Source organism: Lentzea sp. JNUCC 0626 (assembly GCF_043632865.1).
Lineage (GTDB): Bacteria > Actinomycetota > Actinomycetes > Mycobacteriales > Pseudonocardiaceae > Lentzea.
In genome coordinates this window covers 9488203-9509398 of sequence record NZ_CP171635.1, presented here as the reverse complement: position 1 = coordinate 9509398, position 21196 = coordinate 9488203, and the positions used below count along the sequence as shown (strand labels likewise).

Genomic DNA, 21196 nt, shown 5'->3' with positions numbered 1-21196 from the left:
CGTGGCGGAACGGGAGCGAGCCCGGCTGCGTCATCCTTTGAGTCCGCTGCTGTTGTGGGAGGGAAGTACCGGTGCCCGAGGACATCGCCGGATCCGAGCAGATGCTCGCGAACTGGAACCAGAGCATCCAGGAACGCGCCGCGCGCTATCAGGAGATGGCGAACCGCGTGCAGGGGATGACGATCTCCGAGCGCTCCCAGGACGGTTCCATCGAGATCCTGGTCGGGTCCAACGGCATCCTGCAGAACCTCGTGATCAACGAGTCCGCCTCGACCAAGCGCATGGCCGAGATCAGCGGCGAGATCATGAAGCTGTTGCAGCGCGCCCAGTCCCGCATCCCCGAACTGCTGCAGTCGGCCATGGCGGAGACCATCGGCACGCAGGACGAGACGGCCAACGTGCTGTTCAACGAGGCCAAGAAGAACTTCCCGGCACCGCCCGCCGAAGAGCCGGCGCGCACGCCGTACGACCGCAACGAGATGAACTTCCGCGTCGAGGACGACGCACCGCCGCCGCCCCCGTCCCGCCAGGCGCCGCCGCCTCCGCCTCCCCCGCGCCGTCGCCCGCCGAGGGACGATGACGACGACTTCGGCGGCGAGTCCGTCCTCACCTGATCCGTCCCGACCCTGAGGGGGGTTCTCGATGACCGGTTTCAACGTCACGTCCGACGTCCTGGAAGCGCACGCGAAGGCGTTGGAGGGCTTGCAGGGCAGGCTGAAGGGCGCGGTCGACGCGGCCAACACCGTCTCGATGCCGACCGACGCGTACGGCATCATCTGCCAGCCGTTCCGGATGCTGCTCGACCCCGTGGAGCAGTGGGGTCTCGACGCGCTGAAGGGCGCCGCGGAGGCCATGGACGCCACCGCGAAGAAGGTCACCGACACCGCCAAGCACTACCAGGAGGTCGAGGACCAGATCACGCGCGCGCTCAAGGGCGGCGCGTGACGCGTCCCTCGTTCGCACCCGCCCCGACGGGGAACCACGAGGCCCGGCACCCACTCAGAGTTGTGTGAACGGCGTGGGACGGACGACCGGCCCGCGCCCGTCGCGGTAGCCCGATAAGATCAGCGGGCTTTCACGGGGAGAGGGGCGAGGACCACATGAGCCAGCCGGCGACACCGCTGAGCGAACAGGACCAGCAGCAGCTCGTGCGGCAGATCGGCCGTGCCATGCTGCCGGCCGTACCGCAGGGCTGGCAGCGCATCCGGGCCGAGTACCGCGCGGCCGGGCGGCACATCGAGGTCGACCTGGCGTTCGCCGGGCCCGACGGGCAACTCCGCCCGGTGCGGCCGCCGATGGACGTCGTGCAGATGTTCGGTCACCTGCGCGGGGGCATGTACCACCCCGAGCGCGGCACGTGGCTGAGCGCGACCTACGAGATCGAGGCGCCCGCGGCGTTCACGGTGGACTTCAACGCCGAGGACGAGCCGCGCTGGCGCAACGCTCCGCCGCCCATCGGGTTCCGCGACGAGCTGCAGACGTTCCCGCGGCCCGACCGGATGATCCCGGACTGGTGGCGTCAGCGCGTGGGTCTGCCGCCGCTGCCCGAACCGGAACCCCAGCAGCAGGCCCCGCAGCCCCCGCAGCAGGAGTTCCAGGTCGCGCCCGGCGCGGTGCAGGGTGCTTCGGACGAGCTGCGCACGGCCCGCGTGTACGACGGCAAGAACGACGACGGCCGCATCGTGGTGAACCGTCAGCCGGTCGACCCGCAGATGGTCGACGGCCTGCTGAACTACCTGGAGTCGGCGCCGGTCGTGCTGGCCGCGCGCAGCTACGACACCGACGAGTTCTCGCAGACCGGTGAGCAGGACGTGCCGCTGAACTTCCGCACCGACGGCACGTGGATCTGGGCCGGCGCGGTGCCTCACTACCTGCGCAAGTACGGCCTGCCGCCGGAGCCCGAGCTGGTGGCGCACGCCGTCTCGCGCAACTTCCTGGTGGCCGAGGTCAACGAGCAGACGCAGGACAAGGCCGTCTCGATCATCACCGGCCAGGGTTAGTCCAGGGTTCGCAGGTACGCCTCTCCTCGCGGGGAGAGGCGTACCCGACCTCCAGGGACTCGGTGAGCCCCTTGGCTTTCAGCTTGCGGACGTCCGCCTTGAACGGCAGCTTCTCGCGGCCGATCGAGGCGGCCAGGTCCGCGGCCCGCACCCCGGGGTTCGCGGCGATCAACCGCAGCAGCGCGAGGCCGTCCTCCTTGAGCGCTATTCCGTCCACATCGGACGACGACCGCAGCTCGATCCTCGGATCTTCACCCACGAAACGCAGGCGGATGCGGTAAAGCGCACCCTCACGTCCGTCCACAGCGGACTTCAGCGCGACGACGGTCGGGAACCCGGCCGCCACCGCCTCCGCGCGCGTCACCCGCGTCACGACGTCCACCGCCTCGATCGCGAGGACGCCCTGCGACGTCCGCAACGTCCCGCCCGCGCGCACGGTCGGCCGCTTCCAGCGCCGGAACTGCAGGGTGATCTCGCCGGCGCGGATGCGTTCCCAGTCAGCCACTCGGATCAGCACCGAACGAGGGTCTCAGGTTGCCGACCTCCGCGACAGCCGAGACCATCCAGGCCATGCAACGGTGGTGGCTCTTCACGGTGCGCGGAGTGTTCGCTGTCCTGTTCGGCCTGGCGGCCCTGGTATGGCCGGGCCTGACCCTGCTGGCGCTGATCATCCTGTGGGGCGCCTACGCGCTCTTCGACGGCGCGATGATGCTGTACCTGACGCTCACCCACAAGGAGTGGCCCGCTCGCTGGGCGCTCGGCCTGATCGGCGTGCTGGGCCTGGTCACGGGCTTGATCGCGTTGTTCTGGCCGGGCATCACGGCAACCGCGCTGCTGCTCCTGATCGCCGCGTGGGCGCTGGTCACCGGCGTGCTGCAGATCGTCGACGCGATCCGCCTGCGCAAGGTGATGACGAACGAGTGGTTCTACGTCGTCACGGGCGCGCTGACGGTGCTGCTCGGCATCATCCTGGTGGTGAACCCGACGGCGGGCGCGCTGGCGTTCGTGATCACCATCGGCGTCTTCGCGATCCTGTGGGGTGTGGTGCTGATCCTGTTCAGCCTGCGGTTGAAGCAGCTCGCCGGCGGTCTCGCACCACGCGTACCGCAAGCGTGACCAGCACGGCGACCCCGACGAACACGTAGAGGTTGCCGATCACCTGCTGCCACCAGGCCCAGTTCCGTTCGACGTCGTTGTCGCGCGGGAAGAGCCAGTGCGGACCGATCGCGAACACGGCCACGATCGCCCACGACGCCCAGTGACGACGCAGCGCGGGCCGGGACAGCAGCACGAGCGCGGGCGCGATCCACACCCAGTGGTGCCCCCACGACACGGGCGAGATCAGCAGGCCGCCGATCGCCACGACGAAGAACGCCTCGATCTCGCCCACCTGCGACGCCAACCACCACACCGTCGCCACGACCAGAAGCGCCAGCACGAGCCACACGCCGACCTGGGCACCGTCCTCCAGCCCGAACCGCGCGAGCGTGCCGCGGATGGCCTGGTTCGACGCGTACGTGAGGCGTCCGACGCGGCCCGGGTCGAGCAGCGCGTGCGTCCAGTACTCCTTCGCGTCACCGAACGAGATTACGAACCCCAACGCGCCAAAGAAGAAAAACGAGCCGATGGACACGAACACGGGCTTCCACTGCCGACGCGCGACGAAGAACAACGCGAAGAACGCGGGCGTCAGCTTGATAGCGGCCGCCAGCCCGATCAACGCCCCTCGCGGCCACCAGCGCGTGCGTTCGAGCAGGCAGTCGGCCATCACCAGCAGGCCCAGCAGCAGGTTGATCTGCCCGAACCACAACGTCTCGCGCAGCGGGTCGAAGATCGACGACACGGCCGCCGCACCAAGCCCCCACTTGACCGCCTCCGGCCCCCACCCGAGCACGCGTTGCGCGGCGATCAGGCACAACCCGGTGAGCATCGCAAGGTTCGCCACCGCCACCGCGAAGATCGCGAGCCACAACGGCACCAGCGCCAGCAGGCTGAACAGCACGGCGGCGATCGGCGGGTACGTGAACGGCAGGTCGGGCCCACCGAGCGGTTTCGCGAAGCCCTCGACGTAGAGCGGGATGTCCTTGAGGAACGCCGCCCCGCCGTTGCGATAAACGCGCAGGTCGAGCGACCACCCCTCCGGGCGGTACATGACGTAGGCGAGCGTGGCCACCATGACGGCGGCCCAAGCCACCACGACCCGCTTGGCGGTGCGGTCGAGCTGCATCCGGGAATGGTATCGATGTGCCAGATGAGGCCCACGTCACCACTGCGTAACCACAAATCTCACGTAGCGTCGTCGCATGACCGCGCAACGTCGATTGTCTGAGCTTGCGCCGTTCGTAGGGCGCACAAATGCGCACGCACGGGATATTCTGTGCGCATGAGTCCTGCTCTGGAGACGGTGCTGGCCAAGGCCGGCCTGCAGGTGAGCCCAGACGAGTTCCTGGCCCTCGTGACCGACGCGGCACGCAGGCTCGCCCCGCCACACCCGGAACCGGCCACCTACTTCACGCCGGACCAGCAAGCAGCCCTGGAAGACGTGGGCCTCGACCTCTCCCCGGCGGGCCCGGCCGACTCCCGCCCGCGCACCCGCACCGTGGTCGCCCACGCCGTCCTGCGCGACTCGGCCCTGACCGTGAACGAGGCAGCCCGCCAACTCCAGGTGGACACCAGCCGCATCCGCCACCGCCTGGGCGTGGGCAGGCTCGTCGGCTGGAAGGACAGGGGCAGCTGGCGGCTGCCCGCGTGGCAGTTCGCAGGCACCGGCGTCCTCCCCGGCCTCGAAACCGTGCTCTCCGAGGTCCCGCAAGACCAGCCCGCCCTGGTAGTCGCCGCCTTCATGACCACCACCCAGGAAGACCTGCCCGTGGACGGCAAGCCCACCACCCCGCGCGACTGGCTACTGGCAGGCGGCGACCCGCGCAAGGTAGCCACCCTCGCCGCCACGCTCGGCACACCTGCCTGAGCGTTCCCGAACACCGACAGGACCCGAATGTCACGGCTTCCGCAGCCGCCTGCCCCTGCCGTGCTCCAGGCACACCTGCGCCGCACCGAGGACGTGGTAGCAGTCCACCGCGCAACCCGCCTGGTCCGCGTCTTCACGGCGAAGGGCTCCCACCCGCAGCGCTGGAACACGTTCCGCTACACGGGCCCACTCCCGCACGCCCGCTTCGACGCCCAGCAACCAGCCCCGGACGGCAGCCCGGTCCAGGACCACGAGAACGGCGTCCTGTACTTCGGCCTCTCGGTCCGCACGTCGATCGCCGAGGTCTTCCAGGCGACCTCGATCGTGGACCGCCGCACCCGCTCGCCTTTTCTCGTGGTGCTGCGGCCGCGCCGTACCTTGCGGCTGTTGGACCTGGGTGGGTTGTGGCCTACGCGCGTTGGTGCGTCGCAGGAGATCTCGACCGGGCCGAAGCTGGTCACGCAGGCTTGGTCGCGGGCGATTCGGGCGGCTTATCCGGAGTTGGACGGGCTTTGGTACCGGTCGTCGATGGACTCCGGGGATCCGGCGATCTGTCTTTGGGATCCGCCTGGGGCTTCTGGGTTGCCGGCGGCTCCGGACGTGTTGCTGCCGTTGGACCATCCTGGGCTTGATTTGCCGTTGGCTCGGGTTTGTGAGGAGCTGAACTACACGCTCCTGGGCTGATTCAGCGTCTTGAGGTTCGCCAGCTTCCGCCTGACCTCTGCAAGAGTCGGGCGTTGCAGCTCCTCGAGGATGACCAAGGCCTTCTCCCAGGCGATGCGGGCCTCACCTGACCGTCCTTGTGCCAACTCCGCATCACCGATGCGTTCCAATGCTTCCGCTTCGCCTGGCCGATTGCTGATCTGTCGGTGGAGCGCCAGCGCTTCTTCCGCGTACCCCATCGCGAGCGGATACTCACAGCTCAAGAAGCGAATGTGGCTGATGGTGTTGAGGGCCTCGGCTTCACCGGTCTCGTCCCGCACCTCACAGCCTTGATGCAACTCAAGTGCCTCCGCTGAGTAGCGCAGCGCCTCGACGGGGAGGTTCACCGCGGCGTAGCACCGCCCGACGATGTTGAGCGAGTAGCCGCGCCACGCCGAATCGCCGTCCGTGGGGTGTAGTGCCAGAGCGCTCAGCGCGTGCTTCAACGCCTGGTCGTGCTCCGATCGCTCCGAGTACAACCACGACAGAGCCTCGTGACACTGCGCTTCCTGTCTGCGATCCCCTGCCATCTGGGTGAACAGAAGCGCCTGGCGCAGCATCTCGTCGGCTTCGGGCCAGCTGCCCAATCGGCTGAGCGCTCTGCCCAGTCCTCTGTGAACGCGCGCTTGGACCAGCAAGTCGGCCAGCCGGTTCACCGAAGGGATCGCTGCGCGGTACACGGACTCGTACCCGCGCCAATGCCCTTGTGTGTCCAGGTAGCTGCGCAACGCCATCGCCAACCGCCAGGCGTGTCCGTCGAATCCTGCCTCAGCCGCGTGACCGACGAGCCCCACCAGCACGGCGTGTTCAGCGGTGAACCAGCGTGCGGCATCCGCCGGGCCGGCGAAGGTGAGCGGAACCACCTGAGGATCCGGTTCCGGAAGATCGATGCCGATGCGCTGCGACACCAGAGCCCGGTCGCCGGCCCAGGCCGAGTGCAGGTAGAAGTCGAGCAGGCGGCGCTGCGCGTCGTCGTCCGAGCCGGCCTGCTCCCGGGCGAACAACCGCAGCAGATCGTGAAAGCGGAAGCGACCTGCGACATACTCGTCGAGCAGGTTCGCAGCCACCAGCTCGCGCAACCACTTCCGGCACTGAACGGCAGAGGTGGCCGCCAGAGATGCGGCGGCCAGAAGATCGATGTCCGGCCCCGGATGCAGACCGAGCAGCCGGAACATGCGAGCCGCGGGCTCACTCAGTGCCCGAACCGACCAGGAGAACACCGACCTCGCGCTGAGGTCGTAGTCACCGAGATCAAGTGCCTCCAACCGGTCTTCCCGCAGTTCGGTGACCACCTCGGAGATCGGGATGTGCGGTTGCTGGGCCACTCGCGCTGCCACGATGGCCAACGCGAGCGGCAGACCCGCACACAGATCCGCCACTTCGGCGAGGGCAGCGGGATCAACTTCACCGAGCCGCGCCTTCAGCAGCGTCGCGGACTCGGCAGGGGTAAGGCGGTCCAGCCGCAACGGCTTCGCGTCGTGCTCGGCCACCAGGCCGGCCAACCGGTTCCTGCTCGTGATCAGGACGAAGCAGCTCCGGCTCCCCGGCAGCAGGGGCCTCACCTGGTCCGCGTTGTTGACGTTGTCCAAGACCACCAGGACCTGCCGCTTTGCGACCTTGCTGCGGAACAACGCGGCTTGCCCGTCCAAGCTCATCGGCATGGCGTCGCTCGGCACGCCGAACGCGTCGAGGAATCCGCGTATCGCCTCATCAGGAGCCATCGGCTCGCGTTCCGGCTCGAACCCGCGCATGTTCACGTACAGCTGGCCGTCGGGGAACTGGTCAGCGATGCGATGGGCCCAGTGCAACGCCAAAGCGGTCTTTCCGACGCCTGCGGTGCCGTTCAGCGCGGAGATGACCACGGCGCCTGAGTTGGCACCTGCCTCCAACTCGGCGATCTCGTCGAGCCGCCCGCTGAAGTTGCCCACAGCGGCAGGAAGTTGCCGGGGAACCACGGCATCCGCAGGCGACGCGAGGTGCAGACGCTGCTCAGCCCGCACGACCGCGCCGGACACGGTGTTCTCCTCCATCGGAACACCCTCGTCTCCGGCACGGTCGCACACCAGCGGCCGAACGGGTCAGGCCTTGAGGTAACGGCCCCACCACTCGAGCACGGCCTCGAAGCGCTGCTTGCGGTGCCGCGGCTGCCCCGACCGGGTGAGCTCGTGCCCCTCACCCGGGAAGATCAGCATCTCCGTCTCGACGCCGCGTCGCTTCAACGCGACGAACATCCGCTGCGCCTGCTCCAGCGGGCACCGCCAGTCCTGCTCGGAGTGGACGACGGCGAACGGCAGGTTGATCTTCTCGGCGTAGGTCAGGGGTGACATCGCGCGCTGTGCTTCGGGGTCGGGGCCGCAGTAGGCGTCGGCGAAGAAGTAGCCGATGTCCGACGAGCCGCCGAACGAGTCCCAGGCGTTGACCGCGCGCTCGGACCACGCCGCCTTGAAACGCTCGCCGTGGTGGGCGGAGAGCCACGACGTCATGAAGCCGCCGTAGGAGCCGCCCATGATGCCCACGCGGTCGGCGTCCAGATCGTCACGCGACAGCGCAACGTCCAAAAGGGACAGGACGTCGTCCACGTCCACGGTGCCGAACTTGCCGATGACGGCCTGGCCGTGGGACTGGCCGTAGCCCGCCGAGCCGCGCGGGTTCGGGAGCACGACGGCGTAACCGGCGGTGGCGTAGACCTGGGCCTCGTCGAAGAAACCCCAGCTGTGGTACATGAACGGGCCGCCGTGCACGGCCATCACGACCGGGTGTGGGCCCTCGCCCTCGGGCAGGACCAGCCAGCCGTGGACGGGGTAGCCGTCGGAGGCGGAGCCGGTGAGCTCCACGACCTCGCGGGCGGCCACCGAGGAAAACGCCGTGCGCACAACGGTTCCGACGAACTCGACCTGGCCGACGCTGTCCGGAGTGGACACGATGGCGACCACGGTGGACCCGTCGGAGGCGAACGAGCGGACCACGGCGCCGGCGCCCGCCAGCACCTCGCCCGAGCCGCCGTCGAAAGGAATCCGGCGCAGCTCCAGGGCGCCGCGGTTGCGCACCACCAGCAGCACACCGGAGGAATCCGCGACGGGAGGTCCGGAAAGGCGTTCCACGTCAACGGTTTCGACGTCCGTCAGACGTACAGCGGAAGTACCGTCCAAAGAGGACTTCCAGAGGCCCTGGTTGCGAGCCACGGCGTCGATGCCGGTGAACTCCGTGCCCAGCCAGAACAACGAGCCGTCGGCGACGAACGGCATGGAGACCTCGCCGGCGCCCTGCAGCAGCAAAGTCGGCGAACCGCCCGAAGCGGACACCGCGTACAGGTCGGAGTGCAGTGTCTCCACGGCACCGAGGTCGCGCGGCGCCACGAACACCAGCGTCGCGTCGTCGAGCCAGGCCGGGTCGGAGACGTCGAACGACCCGTCGGTCACGGTCGTGACGTCGCCGTCGAGCGTCACGACGTGCAGGCGCGGGCGGCGGTCGCCGAGGAAACCCACGTCGTCGACGCGGTAGTCGAGGCGCGTGATGCGGCGCGGCGCCTCGGCCTCGGGGCCGTCGTCGGTGGTGCCGTAGCGGCCTTCCTCCGGCACGCGGGCGACGAAGACGATCCGCGTCGAGTCCGGCGACCACACCGGGGCACCGGCGCCGAGCGGCAGGTCGGTCAGCTTGCGCGGTTCGCCGCCGTCGACGGGAACGACGTAGAGCTGCGGCTTCGACTTTCCGGAGACGCGCAAGAACGCGACGAGCTTGCCGTCGGGAGAAATGCGCTGCGCATTGTCTCGATCACCGTGCGTCCACGGTGTTGTGGTTCCGTCGGGGAACACCCGGTGCAGACCGCCCCGGTAGGTGTTCTTCTCGAGATCGGGCGTGGTGATGCTGACCAGCACCAAGTCTCCGGACACGGCGACGGTGCCGGGCGTGGTGAGCAGCTGCAGGTCGTCAGGGCGCACGGCGTGGACGCTAACAGAACTTGTTAGCAAAGCTCAGAGTTATTTGTTGACCGATCACAAAAATTGACTCGCCGCATAGATTCCCGCGTATGACGCGCATCGTGTTCTCTGGGGGCAGGGTCTTCACCGGCCGGGGGTTCGAGCCCGGCGACGTCGTCGTCGAGGGCGACCGCATCGTCGACGTCGGGGTCGGTCTCGACGGCGACACCAAGGTCGACGCGACCGGCCATTCGATCCTGCCGGGCCTGTTCGACTGCCACGTGCACTTCATGTTCAGCGGCGCCGACCTGGTGCGGTCGCTGAACACGCCGTTCTCGCTGCCGTTCTACGAGGCGATCGGCAACATGAAGGCGACACTGGAGTGCGGCATCACGACCGTCCGCGACGCGCTCGGCGCCGACCTCGGTGTCGCGGAAGCCGTGCGGCGCGGGCTGATCCAGGGGCCGCGCATGCAGATCGCGGTCAACATGGTGTCGCAGACCGGCGGTCACAACGACGACTGGATGCAGTGCGGCGCCCACGTCTCACCGCCGCTGCACCCCGGCCTGCCGGACACCGTCGCGGACGGCCCGGAGGAGTTGCGCAAGGTCATCCGCACGCTGGTCCGACACGGCGCCGACATCATCAAGATCGCGTCCAGCGGCGGCGTGATGTCCCCGCGCAGCAACCCCCGGCACGCGCACTTCCGCGACGAGGAGATCGCGATGATCGTGCAGGAGGCCAACGCCGCCGGCATCGCGGTCATGTCGCACGCCATGAGCGGCGACGGCATTCTCACGGCCGTGCGCAACGGCGTGCGGTCCATCGAGCACGGCGTCTTCCTCACCGACGAGGGCGTCGAGGAGATGCTCAAGAACGGCACGTGGCTGGTGCCCACGTTGATGGCGCCGCGCATGGTGATCGACCAGGCCAACGCGGGCGTGGCGATCTCCGACGTCATCATGGACAAGGCCAAGGCCGTTGTGGCGCAACACTTCCAGTCGTTCCAGAAGGCGCACCAGGCCGGCGTGAAGATCGCGATGGGCACCGACTCCGGCGTCGGCCCGCACGGCGACAACCTGAACGAGCTCACGCTCATGGTCGAGTACGGCATGACCCCGGCGGAGGCGCTCTACGCGACCACCACGTCCGCCGCCGAGCTGATGCGCCTCGGAAACGACCTCGGCGAGCTCGCCAGTGGCAAGCTCGCCGATCTCGTGCTCGTGGAGGGCGACGCCGAGCAGCACGTGAAGGCCGGAACGCTCAAGCAGGCCATCCGCGCCGTGTACCAGAACGGCGTCGCGATCAGTTAGTGGTTGGCGTCCGCCCCGATGTGCTTCACGGCCTCGGGGTGGCGCTTCACCTTCCACAGGCTGGCGATCGTCGTGATCGCCAGCACGCCGATGATCACCGACAGGGAGACCTCGATCCCGATGGTCGGCACGTGGAAGGGCTCGCCGCCGTTGAGGAACGGCAGGTTGTTGGTGTGCAGGGCTTCGAGGATCAGCTTGACGCCGATGAAACCGAGGATGACCGCGAGGCCGATCGACAGGTAGACGAGCTTCGCGAGCAGGCCGCCGAGCAGGAAGTACAGCTGGCGCAGGCCCATCAGCGCGAACGCGTTGGCCGTGAACACCAGGAACGGCTCCTTGGTGAGGCCGAAGATCGCGGGGATCGAGTCGAGCGCGAAGAGCAGGTCGGTGGAGCCGATCGCGACCATCACGATGAACATCGGGGTCACGAAGCGCTTGCCGTCGATCTTGATGAACGACTTGGAGCCGTGGAAGTCGTCGGTCACCGGGAAGACCTTGCGCACCATGCGGAGCATCAGGTTTTCCTTGTACTCCTCTTCCTCGTCGTGGTTCTCCCGCGCCAGCTGCCAGCCGGTGTAGATGAGGAACGCGCCGAAGATGAAGAAGACCCAGCTGAACTGCGCGATGAGCGCCGCGCCGGCCGCGATGAAGATGCCGCGCATGATCAGGGCGAGCACGATGCCGATCAGCAGCACCTTGTGCTGGTGGATCGCGGGCACCTTGAACGTCGTCATGATGATCAAGAAGATGAAGAGGTTGTCGACGCTCAGCGAGTACTCGGTGATGTACCCCGCGAAGAACTCCGTCGCGTACTGACCACCGGAGAAGTACCAGATCCCGAGGCCGAAGAGGGCCGCCACCGCCACGTAGAAGATCACCCAGCGGGCGGCTTCACCGATCGTCACCTCATGGGGCTTTCGATCGACGATCACGAGATCCACAGCGAGCAGAACGAGCAGACCACCGATCGTCGCGATCCACATCCATGCGGGGACGTTCACAACGCATACCTCCGGGATTCTCAGCGCACGCCAAATTCACCCGGAGGTCTCCTCCGCCGCCGAGATGATCTCTCGAACGACCGACGGCACCGGGACCTCGACGCTGAGATCCGTACTGACGACACCGCCGCTTAGGGAGTACTCCCCTCCATGCTGCGTCAATATGATGCTCCATGAACGGCGCTTAGCGCCACTCAGGGTGAGCAGACCCACGCAACCAGGCGCAACGGGAATAAGGGCTGGAGCGTCCGTGCGCGTACCTGAAGCCGTGCTGAAGATCCACTCATCCTGAGAGCAGCACGCCATCCCGACAGGCGGTTCTCAGCAAAACTCGCATATCGTCATCGACGTGTCCCGCCTCTCCCGCCTTCGCGGCAGGTGGACGATCCCCGCATTGATCGTGGTACTCGCCGTCGTCGCAGGCGGCGTGTACTTCACTCGATCCGGAGACGACCCTGTTGCCGTTTCCTTCAAAGAAGCGAACATCGACGCACCTGAGAGCCCTGACAGCGCTCAGACGGTGACGATCGAGACCCGCCTCTACCTCCCCCAGCAGACGCCCGCGCCCGCGATCATGCTCGCGCACGGTTTCGGCGGCAGTCTGCGCAGCGTGCACACGCAGGCCGAGGAGTTCGCCCGGCGCGGCTTCGTCGTGCTGACGTGGTCCGCGCGCGGCTTCGGCCGCAGCACGGGCCAGATCGCGCTGAACTCGATCGACCGCGAGATCCGCGACGCCCAGAAGCTCCTCGACTTCCTCGGCACACGCGACGAGGTCGAGAAGGACAGCGGCGGCGACCCGCGCGTGGGTGTGACAGGCGCGTCGTACGGCGGTGCGTTGTCACTGCTGCTCGCGGGCGTCGACAAGCGCGTCGACACCCTCGTGCCGGTGATCACTTACAACGACCTCGCGCAGTCGTTGCTGCCCAACTCCGCGCTCGCGACACCGCGTGCGGACGCCACCCCGTCCGCCACGGCGTTCGGTGAGGACGGCGTCTTCAAGCGGTCCTGGGCGGGCATCTTCTTCTCGGCGGGCATGACCTCGATCGACCTCTCGTCGCCCACGGGTGAAGCGCCCGAGCAGGGCCAGCGGGAGTCGAACAACCAGCAGGTGACCGCTCCGCAGCAGCAGCCCGGCGGCAACTCCGGTGGCCAGGGCCAGCAGCCGCCGACGCCGTCACTCGGCGCGTGCGGCCGCTTCACCCCCGAGGTCTGCGCCGCCTACACCGAGGTCGCGACGAAGGGCCGTGCGTCGCAGCAGACGCTCGACCTGCTGCGCAAGTCGTCGCCCGTCGCCGTGACCGACCAGATCAAGCAGCCGACGATGCTGGTGCAGGGCGAGCAGGACACCCTGTTCGGTCTCGACCAGTCCGACGCGACCGCGCGGCAGATCTCCGCGGCCGGCGGCCCGGTGAAGATGGTCTGGTACGCGGGCGGCCACGATGGCGGCAATCCCGGTACCGCGCTGCGCGGCGAGATCGCCGACTGGATGGACTTCCACCTGCGCGGCAAGGGAACCGACCCCGGCACGGGCTTCGAGTACACGGTGCAGGGCGCGTTCCGCTCGTCCGGCCAGCCGTCGCTGCGCACGGTCGTCGCGCCGGCGTACCCCGGTCTGACCGGTGGCTCCCCGACCGAGCGCAAGACGCTGAAGCTCACCGGACGCGAGCAGGTCGCGGTGAACCCGGCGGGTGGCAACCCTGCGTCGATCAGCAACCTGCCGGGCCTCGGCTCGGCGCTGTCGCGGTCGTCGGCGATCTCGTCGCGACTCTCGCTCGACATGCCGGGCCAGGCCGCGGTGTTCACGTCCGAGGAACTGACCTCGCAGGTGCTGCTGACCGGGTCGTCGACGGTGCGGCTGAAGGTCGCGCGCGGTGACCAGAACACCGGTGAGGCGATCCTGTTCGCGAAGCTCTACGACGTCTCCGGCGACGGCACGCGCACGTTGCCGGGCTCGATCGTGGCGCCGTTCCGGGTGGCGCTGCCGCCGGACGGTTCGGCCGCCGAGGTGACCGTGACGCTGCCGGGTGCGGTGCGTCCGGTGGAGGCCGAGCACAAGCTGGCGCTGGTCATCTCCACGACGGACCAGGCGTTCGCGAACGCCGAGCAGCCCGCCGCGTACCGCATCTCGCTGGCTTCCGACGAGATCTCGGTGCCCGTGGTGCCCGGCCGCAACGTCTCCGAAGGCTTCCCGATGGAAGCGTTGTGGGGCATCGTGGTCGCGCTCCTGGTGTTGATCGGCTCGGGCATCATCGCGATGTTCCGCCGCCGCATGGCGCAGGACTCCGACCCCGACCTCGCGGACGTGCCGCTGGTCATCTCGAACCTCACGAAGGCCTATCCGGGCGGCGTGAAGGCCGTGACGGACCTGTCGTTCCGCGTCGAGCACGGCATGGTGCTCGGTCTGCTCGGCCCCAACGGCGCCGGCAAGACCACGACGCTGCGCATGGTGATGGGCCTGATCCACCCGTCCGAGGGCAACATCCGGGTCTTCGGTCACAAGATCACGCCGGGTGCTCCGGTGCTGTCGCGCATCGGTTCGTTCGTCGAGGGGTCGGGCTTCCTGCCGCACCTCTCCGGCGCCGCGAACCTGCACCTGTACTGGGCGGCCACCGGTCGTCCGGTGGAGGAGGCGCACTTCGACGAGGCGCTGGAGATCGCGGGCCTCGGCAAGGCGGTGCACCGCCACGTGCGCACGTACAGCCAGGGCATGCGCCAGCGGCTCGCGATCGCGCAGGCGATGCTCGGGCTGCCGGACCTGCTGATCCTGGACGAGCCGGCCAACGGGCTCGACCCGCCCCAGATCCACCAGATGCGCGAGGTGCTGCGCCGCTACGCCGCGGCGGGCCGCACGGTCGTCGTGTCGTCGCATCTGCTGGCCGAGGTGGAGCAGACCTGTTCGCACGTGGTCGTGATGCACAAGGGCCAGCTCGTCGCCGCCGGCGAGGTGTCCGACATCGCGGCGGGAGGCGGCGAGGCGACGTTCCGCGTCGACTCCCCGTCGAAGGCAGCGGATGTCCTGCGGGGCCTCGAAGGCGTGCAGGAGGTGCAGGAGGACGAGGGTGCCGTGCACGCGTCGTTGAACGGCGTCCCGCGCGCCACCGCGCTCACCGCTCTCGTGGCGGCGGGCATCGCGGTGGACTCGGCGGGCCCGCGACGCAGGCTGGAAGACGCGTTCTTGGAGCTGGTCGGTGAATGACTTCCTGATGGCAGCGGCCTCCGCCACGGCGGAGACCCACGCCGAAGCAGAGGTCCCCTCGTCGAGCGAGCGCACGTTGCTCGCGGGCGAAGGGGGACCCCTAGATTCAATTATCCCAGGCGACACCGACAATTTCGGGCCCGCCGAGGACCTGCCGCTGATGCGAACGGTCCTCACCGCGAACCCGAACCGCACCAGGGCGCCGAAACCGCAGGAGGTGGACCGATGACCGAGAACGGTGTCCACACCGACCCGGGCGCTCTCACCGACCTCACCGACGCCGCCGCCAAGCAGCACACCGAGGTCGCGCCGGACGGGTCGTCGAAGGGCTACAAGGCGCGCCGCACGCTCCGCATCTGGGTGGAGTTGCAGCGCCAGATCCGCCGCCGCCGCACCCAGCTCGTCCTGGGCTTCCTGGTGCTGCTGCCGTTCATCCTCGTGGTGAGCTTCGAGATCGGGCAGTCCGACCCGAACCGCCGCTCCGGCGGCTTCGTGGACCTCGCGACCGCCAGCGGCATCAACTTCGTGGTGCTCACGCTGTTCGTGAGCAGCAGCTTCCTGCTGCCGATGATCGTGGCGCTGTTCTTCGGCGACACGATCGCGTCCGAAGCGTCGTGGTCGAGCCTCAAGTACCTGCTCGCCGCACCGATCCCGAGGCACCGCCTGCTGCGCCAGAAGGCGATCAGCAGCGGCATCCTCAGCGTCTTCGCGCTGGCCCTGCTGCCCGCGGTCGCCCTGGCCGCCGGCGTGGCCTGGTACGGCACGGGCGAGGTGGTGAGCCCGACCGGCGAGGCCGCCCCGTTCGGCGACGGCGTGCTCGCCATGGCGTTCGCGGTCGTCTACATCTCGATCAACCTGTTCTGGGTCGCAGGCCTCGCGATGTTCCTGTCCGTGTCCACCGACGCACCTCTCGGCGCGGTCGGCGGCACGGTGCTCGTCTCGATCGTTTCGCAGATCCTCGACCAGATCGAGCCGCTCGGGGACCTGCGCAACTACCTGCCGACGCACTACGCGATGGCGTGGGCGGACCTGCTCTCGACCGACATCGACTGGTCGCAGATGGCCCGTGGCACGTTCTCCGCCCTCGCCTACGGCGGCATCTTCACGCTGCTCGCCGCGCGGGTGTTCAAGACGAAGGACATCACGAGCTAGTTATTGGACGCAGAACTCGTTGCCCTCGGGATCGAGCATCACCACCCAATGTCCCTTGGCGTCGTTGAACTCCTGGACCTTGGTGGCCCCGAGGCCGACGAGCCGATCAACCGCCTCCAGCCCGGCGTTCACGTCGAGGTGGAGGCGGTTTTTCGCTGTCTTGCCCTCCGGCACGCGCTGGAAGAAGAACCGCGGCCCGTTGCCCTCGGGGTCGATGATCGCCGAGTAGTCGTTGATCGACTCGAACGGAATGTCGTTCTTGACGGCGAAGTCCTCCCACGAGTCGAACCCGGGAGGCGGCGGCTGCACCACGTACCCGAGCGCCTCCGCCCAGAATCCGGCGAGCTTGCCGGGGTCCGCCGCGTCCATCGTGACCTGGATTCCGATTGCCATGACAGCACCGTAGGACCCAATGCGGACAACCACTGTCCGGAGTAGCCTGCCGTCCCATGTCACGTCCAGTGCACTTCGAGATCCACGCCGCAGATCCCGAGCGGGCGCGGAACTTCTACACCTCGGTCTTCGGCTGGAAGATCGAACAGTGGGGCGACATCCCCTACTGGACCATCGTCACCGGCGACGACGAACAGGCAGGGGTCAACGGCGGCCTGCTCCCCCGCCGCGGCCCGGATCCGGCGCCGGACGCCCCGGTCCACGGCTACGTCATGACCATCAGCGTCGTCGACATCGACGCCACCATCGCCGCGATCGAGGTCAACGGCGGCACAGTGGCCCTGCCCAAGGACAAGATGCCGGGCGTGGGCGTGCTCGCGTACTACAAGGACACCGAGCAGAACATCTTCGGCGTCCTCCAACCAGAAGAACGATAGTGCTGCGTCAGCTGGCCTTTGCCTCGTGTTCGGTGTTCAGACTGCCGCGAGGCGGCCCGCTGAGCGCCGAAGACGCGGCGAAGGTCAGCTGACGCAGCACTAGGGCCGTTTGCTCTTGGGCAGCCGCGCGACGACGGCCTCGTAGGACCCGTCCACGAGTTCGAGCAGGTCGTCGTCGGGCACGGCTCCCTTGAGCGCCACGGTGTTCCACCCGTACCGCCCGACGTACCCGCTGATGGTCACGTCCTCGGGAAAGCGCTCCCGCCACACCGCGGCGGCCTCGGCGTCAACGCCGCACTTGAGCCCGACCGTGTGCACGTCGAGCCCGATGAAGGCGAACGCCTTCCCGCCGACCTTGCACACCAACTCGGCCTCGCCCCACGGATACGTCTCCTCCGCGCCAGGCTTGCCTGCGCAGTAGACGATCAACTCTTCCAGTGTCACAGCAACGATTATCGCCCACCGAACACGGCCACGAAGCGAGTGAACAACCGCGCGAACTCCGCTCGTTCCTCTTCACTCCAGTCCGCCATCGCGACCGCACAAGCACTCTGCCGCGCGCGGTGCAGCTCAGCGGAAGTAGCGCGCCCCCTGGCCGTCCGCACGAGCAACACCCGCCGCCCGTCCGCCTTGTCAGCCACCCGGGACACCAGCCCGGACTCGACCGCACTGGTGACGAGCTTGCTGGCCCGGGGCTGATCGACGTGCAACGCCAGGGCGACACTGGAAACGGTGGCCTGAGCCCCGGTCCGCTCAGCGGCCTCGACAACATCGAGCACGTCAAACGCCGGTACGGCCAACTCCGCCAGTGCCCGACGAGACTGACTGCGCCGCACGGCGACCAACGCCTGCTCCACCGCAGCGAGGTGGGAATCCACATCCACCCCGAGATCATGGCCGCAATGAGCCCTGACGAAAGCAGTCCGCGCACATCTCACCCCAGAGGGCGATTTACGGCGGCGGCGCAAATCGTTATGAGGCGCCAGGATTACGCACCGCATCCACCGATCTAACCCACCGCACTCACGCCAGTTCCACTGTGGACTACCGACCCCCGAGACGGTCCAGTTCCGCGACGCACACCCGCACCGCCCCAGCCGCGTCGAGGCCATCGTGGTGAGGCTTCCTGGCTTCGGTCACCGAGAACCGTCCGCCGCCGACAGCACGGACCGTCGCCACTCGCGTAGGCGTCGGCGACCTCGACGAAATCAGCGAACGGCCAGGTGACCGCCAGCTCTCTCGGAGTGGCTCCGCCGAGCCAGACGGCAGTGCAGCTGGTGACCTCGGCCAGGTCGATCGTGGTCAGGTAGCTCAGGTGCGTCCCGTTCAGGATGTGCCGCAGGTAGAACCGGCGTTGCTCGTGCCACGGCAGCACGGACACGGCTCGGTCGCCTCTGCTCACCGTGGCCACTTGGCCGCCGAACGCGCCGCGGGCGTCGCGCAGGTCGTTGTCGCTGCCCGGACACGCCTGCCGGAGCACTGCTTCCAGGCCGCCCGCGTTGACCAGGTCCTGGTACTGCAACTCCCCCATGCCTTCGACGGTACGCACGTGACTTCGCGGGCTGGAGCCAAGCGGTGAGCGGCAGCAGGCGGCGGAGGTGGGCGGCACGGGCGTACACGGGATCGTCCGGCTCGACACCAGGCAAGCGCGGCAAGGCTCAGCAGGGTGACACAGCTGGAGTGCGGGCAGGCGAGGCTGGCACGGCAGTTCACGGCAACGCCCAGCACGGCGCGGCAGCAAAGCTGAACCTGGTGGCACGTTCGTACGCGGATCGCCCGGCACAGCAGCAAAGCCGGCAGCGGGCGGCGCCGCCGTGCGTGGGATCGCGCGGCGGCGCGGCCGAGGGCTGGTGGTGGGTGGCTGGGGGACGGGTGGTGGGAGCGGCGTCCCCCAGGCCGGGGGTTACTTGACGCCGGCGGCGTCCATGCCTCGGAGTTCCTTCTTGAGGTCCTGGATTTCGTCTCGCAGGCGGGCGGCCAGTTCGAACTGGAGGTCGCGGGCCGCGTTCATCATCTGGTCGGTCAGCGATTGGACCAGGTCGGCCAGTTCGGAGCGGGCCATGCCGGCTCGCTCGTGCGAGGCGACCACGCCGGAGGAGCGGCCGCCTTCGCCGGTGGCTCGTTTGCCTCGGGAGGCGTTGCGGCCCGAGCCGCCTACCTGCACCTCGTCTTCGGCTTCGGAGTAGACGGCTTCGAGGATGTCGGTGATCTTCTTGCGGAGTGGCTGGGGGTCGATGCCTCGTTCGGCGTTGTAGGCCTGTTGCTTGGCGCGGCGGCGGTTGGTCTCGTCGATGGCGTGGTGCATCGAGTCGGTGATCTTGTCCGCGTACATGTGGACTTCGCCGGAGACGTTGCGGGCCGCGCGGCCGATCGTCTGGACCAGGGAGGTGCCGGAGCGGAGGAAGCCTTCCTTGTCGGCGTCGAGGATCGCCACCAGGGAGACCTCGGGGAGGTCGAGGCCCTCGCGGAGGAGGTTGATGCCGATCAGGACGTCGAACTCGCCCAGGCGGAGTTGGCGGAGCAGTTCGACGCGGCGGAGGGTGTCGACCTCGGAGTGCAGGTAGCGGACTCGGATGCCCAGTTCGAGCAGGTAGTCGGTGAGGTCCTCGGCCATCTTCTTGGTCAGGGTGGTGACCAGGACTCGTTCGTCGCGCTCGGCGCGCTCGCGGATCGAGTGGACCAGGTCGTCGATCTGGCCCTCGGTCGGCTTCACGACCACCTCGGGGTCGATCAGGCCGGTGGGGCGGATGACCTGCTCGACGAACTCGCCGCCCGCCTGGCCCATCTCGTACGGGCCCGGGGTGGCGGAGAGGTAGACGACCTGGCCGATCCGGTCGGCGAACTCCTCCCACGTCAGCGGGCGGTTGTCGAGAGCGGACGGCAGGCGGAAGCCGTGCTCCACGAGGTTGCGCTTGCGGGAGGCGTCGCCCTCGTACATGCCGCCGATCTGCGGGACCGTCACGTGCGACTCGTCGATGACCATCAGGAAGTCGTCGGGGAAGTAGTCGATCAGGGTCGCGGGAGCGGTGCCCGCGCCGCGGCCGTCGATGTGGCGCGAGTAGTTCTCGATGCCGTTGCAGAAGCCGACCTGCTTCATCATCTCCAGGTCGTACTGGGTGCGCATGCGCAGGCGCTGGGCCTCCAGGAGCTTGCCCTGGCGGTCCATCTGGGCGAGCGTCGACTCCAGTTCGGCCTCGATGTCGCGGATGGCGCGCTCCATGCGCTCCGGGCCCGCCACGTAGTGGGTGGCCGGGAAGATGCGAAGGTCCTTGACCTCCTTCACCACGTCACCGGTCAACGGGTGCAGGTAGTAGAGCTTGTCGATCTCGTCGCCGAAGAACTCGACGCGCACCGCGAGTTCCTCGTACGACGGGATGATCTCCACCGTGTCGCCGCGCACGCGGAACGAGCCGCGGGTGAACGACATGTCGTTGCGGGTGTACTGCACGTCGACCAGCAGGCGCAGGAACGCGTCGCGGTCGACCTCCACGCCCGTCTCCAGCTGGATCGAGCGGTCGAGGTACGACTGGGGCGTGCCCAGGCCGTAGATGCACGAGACCGAGGCGACCACGATGACGTCGCGCCGGGTCAGCAGCGACATCGTGGCGGAGTGGCGCAGCCGCTCGACGTCCTCGTTGATCGAGGAGTCCTTCTCGATGTACGTGTCCGTCTGCGGGATGTACGCCTCGGGCTGGTAGTAGTCGTAGTAGCTGACGAAGTACTCCACCGCGTTGTGCGGGAAGAGCTCCTTCAGCTCGTTCGCCAGCTGAGCGGCCAGCGTCTTGTTCGGCGCCATCACCAGCGTGGGGCGTTGCAGCTTCTCGACCAGCCACGCCGTCGTCGCCGACTTGCCGGTACCGGTGGCGCCGAGCAGCACGACGTCGCGCTCGCCGGCGCGCACCCGCCGTTCGAGATCGGCGATGGCCGCGGGCTGGTCACCCGCGGGCTGGTACTCGCTGACCACGCGGAACTGCCCGTCGGTGCGGACGATGTCGCCGACGGGACGGTGTTCGGAGTGCGCCTTGACGGTGCTTTCCTCTGGCGGGAGCTCGGTTGCGAAAGCCACGGGAAGCACGTTACGCCGGGGGTCTGACAATTTCCGATTGTCGCAGTTCAG

General features: G+C 68.2%; 21 protein-coding genes. 11 read left to right on the top strand and 10 right to left on the bottom strand.

The genetic code is table 11. The features are described 5' to 3' along the window. The first annotated feature begins 71 nt into the window (after positions 1–71). The 3 genes from JNUCC0626_RS44680 (at position 72) to JNUCC0626_RS44670 (ending at position 2000) form a co-directional block, all read left to right on the top strand. On the top strand, positions 72–614 hold the full coding sequence (locus tag JNUCC0626_RS44680; RefSeq protein WP_394616660.1) for a YbaB/EbfC family nucleoid-associated protein: 543 nt from the start codon (positions 72–74) through the stop codon (positions 612–614). A gap of 28 nt (positions 615–642) precedes the next feature. After that, complete coding sequence (locus JNUCC0626_RS44675; RefSeq protein ID WP_394616659.1) at positions 643–945, top strand: type VII secretion target; 303 nt, start codon at positions 643–645, stop codon at positions 943–945. A gap of 155 nt (positions 946–1100) precedes the next feature. After that, positions 1101–2000, top strand: a complete 900-nt coding sequence (locus JNUCC0626_RS44670) for a hypothetical protein (RefSeq protein WP_394616658.1) — start codon at positions 1101–1103, stop codon at positions 1998–2000. Here JNUCC0626_RS44670 and JNUCC0626_RS44665 read toward each other — a convergent pair. Then, positions 1984–2517 (bottom strand): hypothetical protein, encoded by a 534-nt coding sequence (locus JNUCC0626_RS44665; protein WP_394616657.1) that lies wholly within the window; start codon positions 2515–2517, stop codon positions 1984–1986. The two genes, JNUCC0626_RS44670 and JNUCC0626_RS44665, sit on opposite strands and share 17 nt — an antisense overlap. A 53-nt stretch (positions 2518–2570) precedes the next feature. Between JNUCC0626_RS44665 and JNUCC0626_RS44660 the strand changes: the two genes are divergently transcribed. Beyond that, positions 2571–3116: an HdeD family acid-resistance protein gene (locus tag JNUCC0626_RS44660; RefSeq protein WP_394616656.1), complete on the top strand. Its 546-nt coding sequence runs from the start codon at positions 2571–2573 to the stop codon at positions 3114–3116. Here the strand turns inward: JNUCC0626_RS44660 and JNUCC0626_RS44655 are convergent. Beyond that, positions 3058–4227: a glycosyltransferase 87 family protein gene (locus JNUCC0626_RS44655; protein ID WP_394616655.1), complete on the bottom strand. Its 1170-nt coding sequence runs from the start codon at positions 4225–4227 to the stop codon at positions 3058–3060. The genes JNUCC0626_RS44660 and JNUCC0626_RS44655 overlap by 59 nt on opposite strands. A gap of 156 nt (positions 4228–4383) precedes the next feature. Between JNUCC0626_RS44655 and JNUCC0626_RS44650 the strand changes: the two genes are divergently transcribed. After that, complete coding sequence (locus JNUCC0626_RS44650) at positions 4384–4968, top strand: DNA-binding protein (protein ID WP_394616654.1); 585 nt, start codon at positions 4384–4386, stop codon at positions 4966–4968. Positions 4969–4995: 27 nt separating this feature from the next. Beyond that, the gene (locus tag JNUCC0626_RS44645; protein ID WP_285639243.1) at positions 4996–5652 is read left to right on the top strand and encodes an RES family NAD+ phosphorylase; all 657 of its coding nucleotides are present in this window, start codon (positions 4996–4998) and stop codon (positions 5650–5652) included. On the opposite strand, the gene JNUCC0626_RS44640 is transcribed toward JNUCC0626_RS44645, so the two are convergent. Beyond that, positions 5634–7700 (bottom strand): ATP-binding protein, encoded by a 2067-nt coding sequence (locus tag JNUCC0626_RS44640; RefSeq protein WP_394616653.1) that lies wholly within the window; start codon positions 7698–7700, stop codon positions 5634–5636. The genes JNUCC0626_RS44645 and JNUCC0626_RS44640 overlap by 19 nt on opposite strands. A gap of 48 nt (positions 7701–7748) precedes the next feature. Continuing rightward, positions 7749–9608, bottom strand: coding sequence for a S9 family peptidase (locus tag JNUCC0626_RS44635; RefSeq protein ID WP_394616652.1), 1860 nt, complete (start codon positions 9606–9608; stop codon positions 7749–7751). A gap of 89 nt (positions 9609–9697) precedes the next feature. Between JNUCC0626_RS44635 and JNUCC0626_RS44630 the strand changes: the two genes are divergently transcribed. After that, on the top strand, positions 9698–10900 hold the full coding sequence (locus JNUCC0626_RS44630) for a metal-dependent hydrolase family protein (protein ID WP_394616651.1): 1203 nt from the start codon (positions 9698–9700) through the stop codon (positions 10898–10900). On the opposite strand, the gene JNUCC0626_RS44625 is transcribed toward JNUCC0626_RS44630, so the two are convergent. Then, positions 10897–11901 carry a TerC family protein gene (locus JNUCC0626_RS44625; protein WP_394616650.1) on the bottom strand — a complete coding sequence of 335 codons (1005 nt, stop codon included), beginning with the start codon at positions 11899–11901 and terminating at the stop codon, positions 10897–10899. The genes JNUCC0626_RS44630 and JNUCC0626_RS44625 overlap by 4 nt on opposite strands. Positions 11902–12250: 349 nt before the next feature. Between JNUCC0626_RS44625 and JNUCC0626_RS44620 the strand changes: the two genes are divergently transcribed. The 3 genes from JNUCC0626_RS44620 to JNUCC0626_RS44610 are packed head-to-tail and all read left to right on the top strand — an operon-like array spanning position 12251 to position 16249. Next, positions 12251–15097: an alpha/beta fold hydrolase gene (locus JNUCC0626_RS44620; protein WP_394616649.1), complete on the top strand. Its 2847-nt coding sequence runs from the start codon at positions 12251–12253 to the stop codon at positions 15095–15097. Further along, positions 15090–15326 (top strand): hypothetical protein, encoded by a 237-nt coding sequence (locus JNUCC0626_RS44615; RefSeq protein WP_285639234.1) that lies wholly within the window; start codon positions 15090–15092, stop codon positions 15324–15326. The genes JNUCC0626_RS44620 and JNUCC0626_RS44615 overlap by 8 nt, the downstream gene beginning before the upstream one ends. Further along, positions 15323–16249: an ABC transporter permease gene (locus JNUCC0626_RS44610; protein ID WP_394616648.1), complete on the top strand. Its 927-nt coding sequence runs from the start codon at positions 15323–15325 to the stop codon at positions 16247–16249. The genes JNUCC0626_RS44615 and JNUCC0626_RS44610 overlap by 4 nt, the downstream gene beginning before the upstream one ends. Here JNUCC0626_RS44610 and JNUCC0626_RS44605 read toward each other — a convergent pair whose 3' ends face one another. After that, positions 16250–16642: a VOC family protein gene (locus JNUCC0626_RS44605; RefSeq protein WP_394616647.1), complete on the bottom strand. Its 393-nt coding sequence runs from the start codon at positions 16640–16642 to the stop codon at positions 16250–16252. Positions 16643–16698: 56 nt separating this feature from the next. On the opposite strand from JNUCC0626_RS44605, the gene JNUCC0626_RS44600 reads away from it, so the two are divergent. Continuing rightward, a complete protein-coding gene (locus tag JNUCC0626_RS44600; RefSeq protein WP_394616646.1) occupies positions 16699–17079 on the top strand; it encodes a VOC family protein in 381 nt (126 codons plus the stop codon). A 99-nt stretch (positions 17080–17178) separates the two neighbouring features. Here the strand turns inward: JNUCC0626_RS44600 and JNUCC0626_RS44595 are convergent, their stop codons facing one another. The 4 genes from JNUCC0626_RS44595 to uvrB all read right to left on the bottom strand — a co-directional run bounded on the left by JNUCC0626_RS44595 (position 17179) and on the right by uvrB (position 21145). Next, positions 17179–17523, bottom strand: coding sequence for an MmcQ/YjbR family DNA-binding protein (locus JNUCC0626_RS44595; RefSeq protein WP_394616645.1), 345 nt, complete (start codon positions 17521–17523; stop codon positions 17179–17181). An 8-nt stretch (positions 17524–17531) separates the two neighbouring features. Beyond that, positions 17532–17963 carry a MarR family winged helix-turn-helix transcriptional regulator gene (locus JNUCC0626_RS44590; RefSeq protein ID WP_394616644.1) on the bottom strand — a complete coding sequence of 144 codons (432 nt, stop codon included), beginning with the start codon at positions 17961–17963 and terminating at the stop codon, positions 17532–17534. Between the two features lie 125 nt (positions 17964–18088). Continuing rightward, positions 18089–18610: a hypothetical protein gene (locus JNUCC0626_RS44585; protein ID WP_394616643.1), complete on the bottom strand. Its 522-nt coding sequence runs from the start codon at positions 18608–18610 to the stop codon at positions 18089–18091. A 372-nt stretch (positions 18611–18982) separates the two neighbouring features. After that, positions 18983–21145: an excinuclease ABC subunit UvrB gene (gene uvrB / locus JNUCC0626_RS44580; protein ID WP_394616642.1), complete on the bottom strand. Its 2163-nt coding sequence runs from the start codon at positions 21143–21145 to the stop codon at positions 18983–18985. Positions 21146–21196 lie beyond the last annotated feature (51 nt).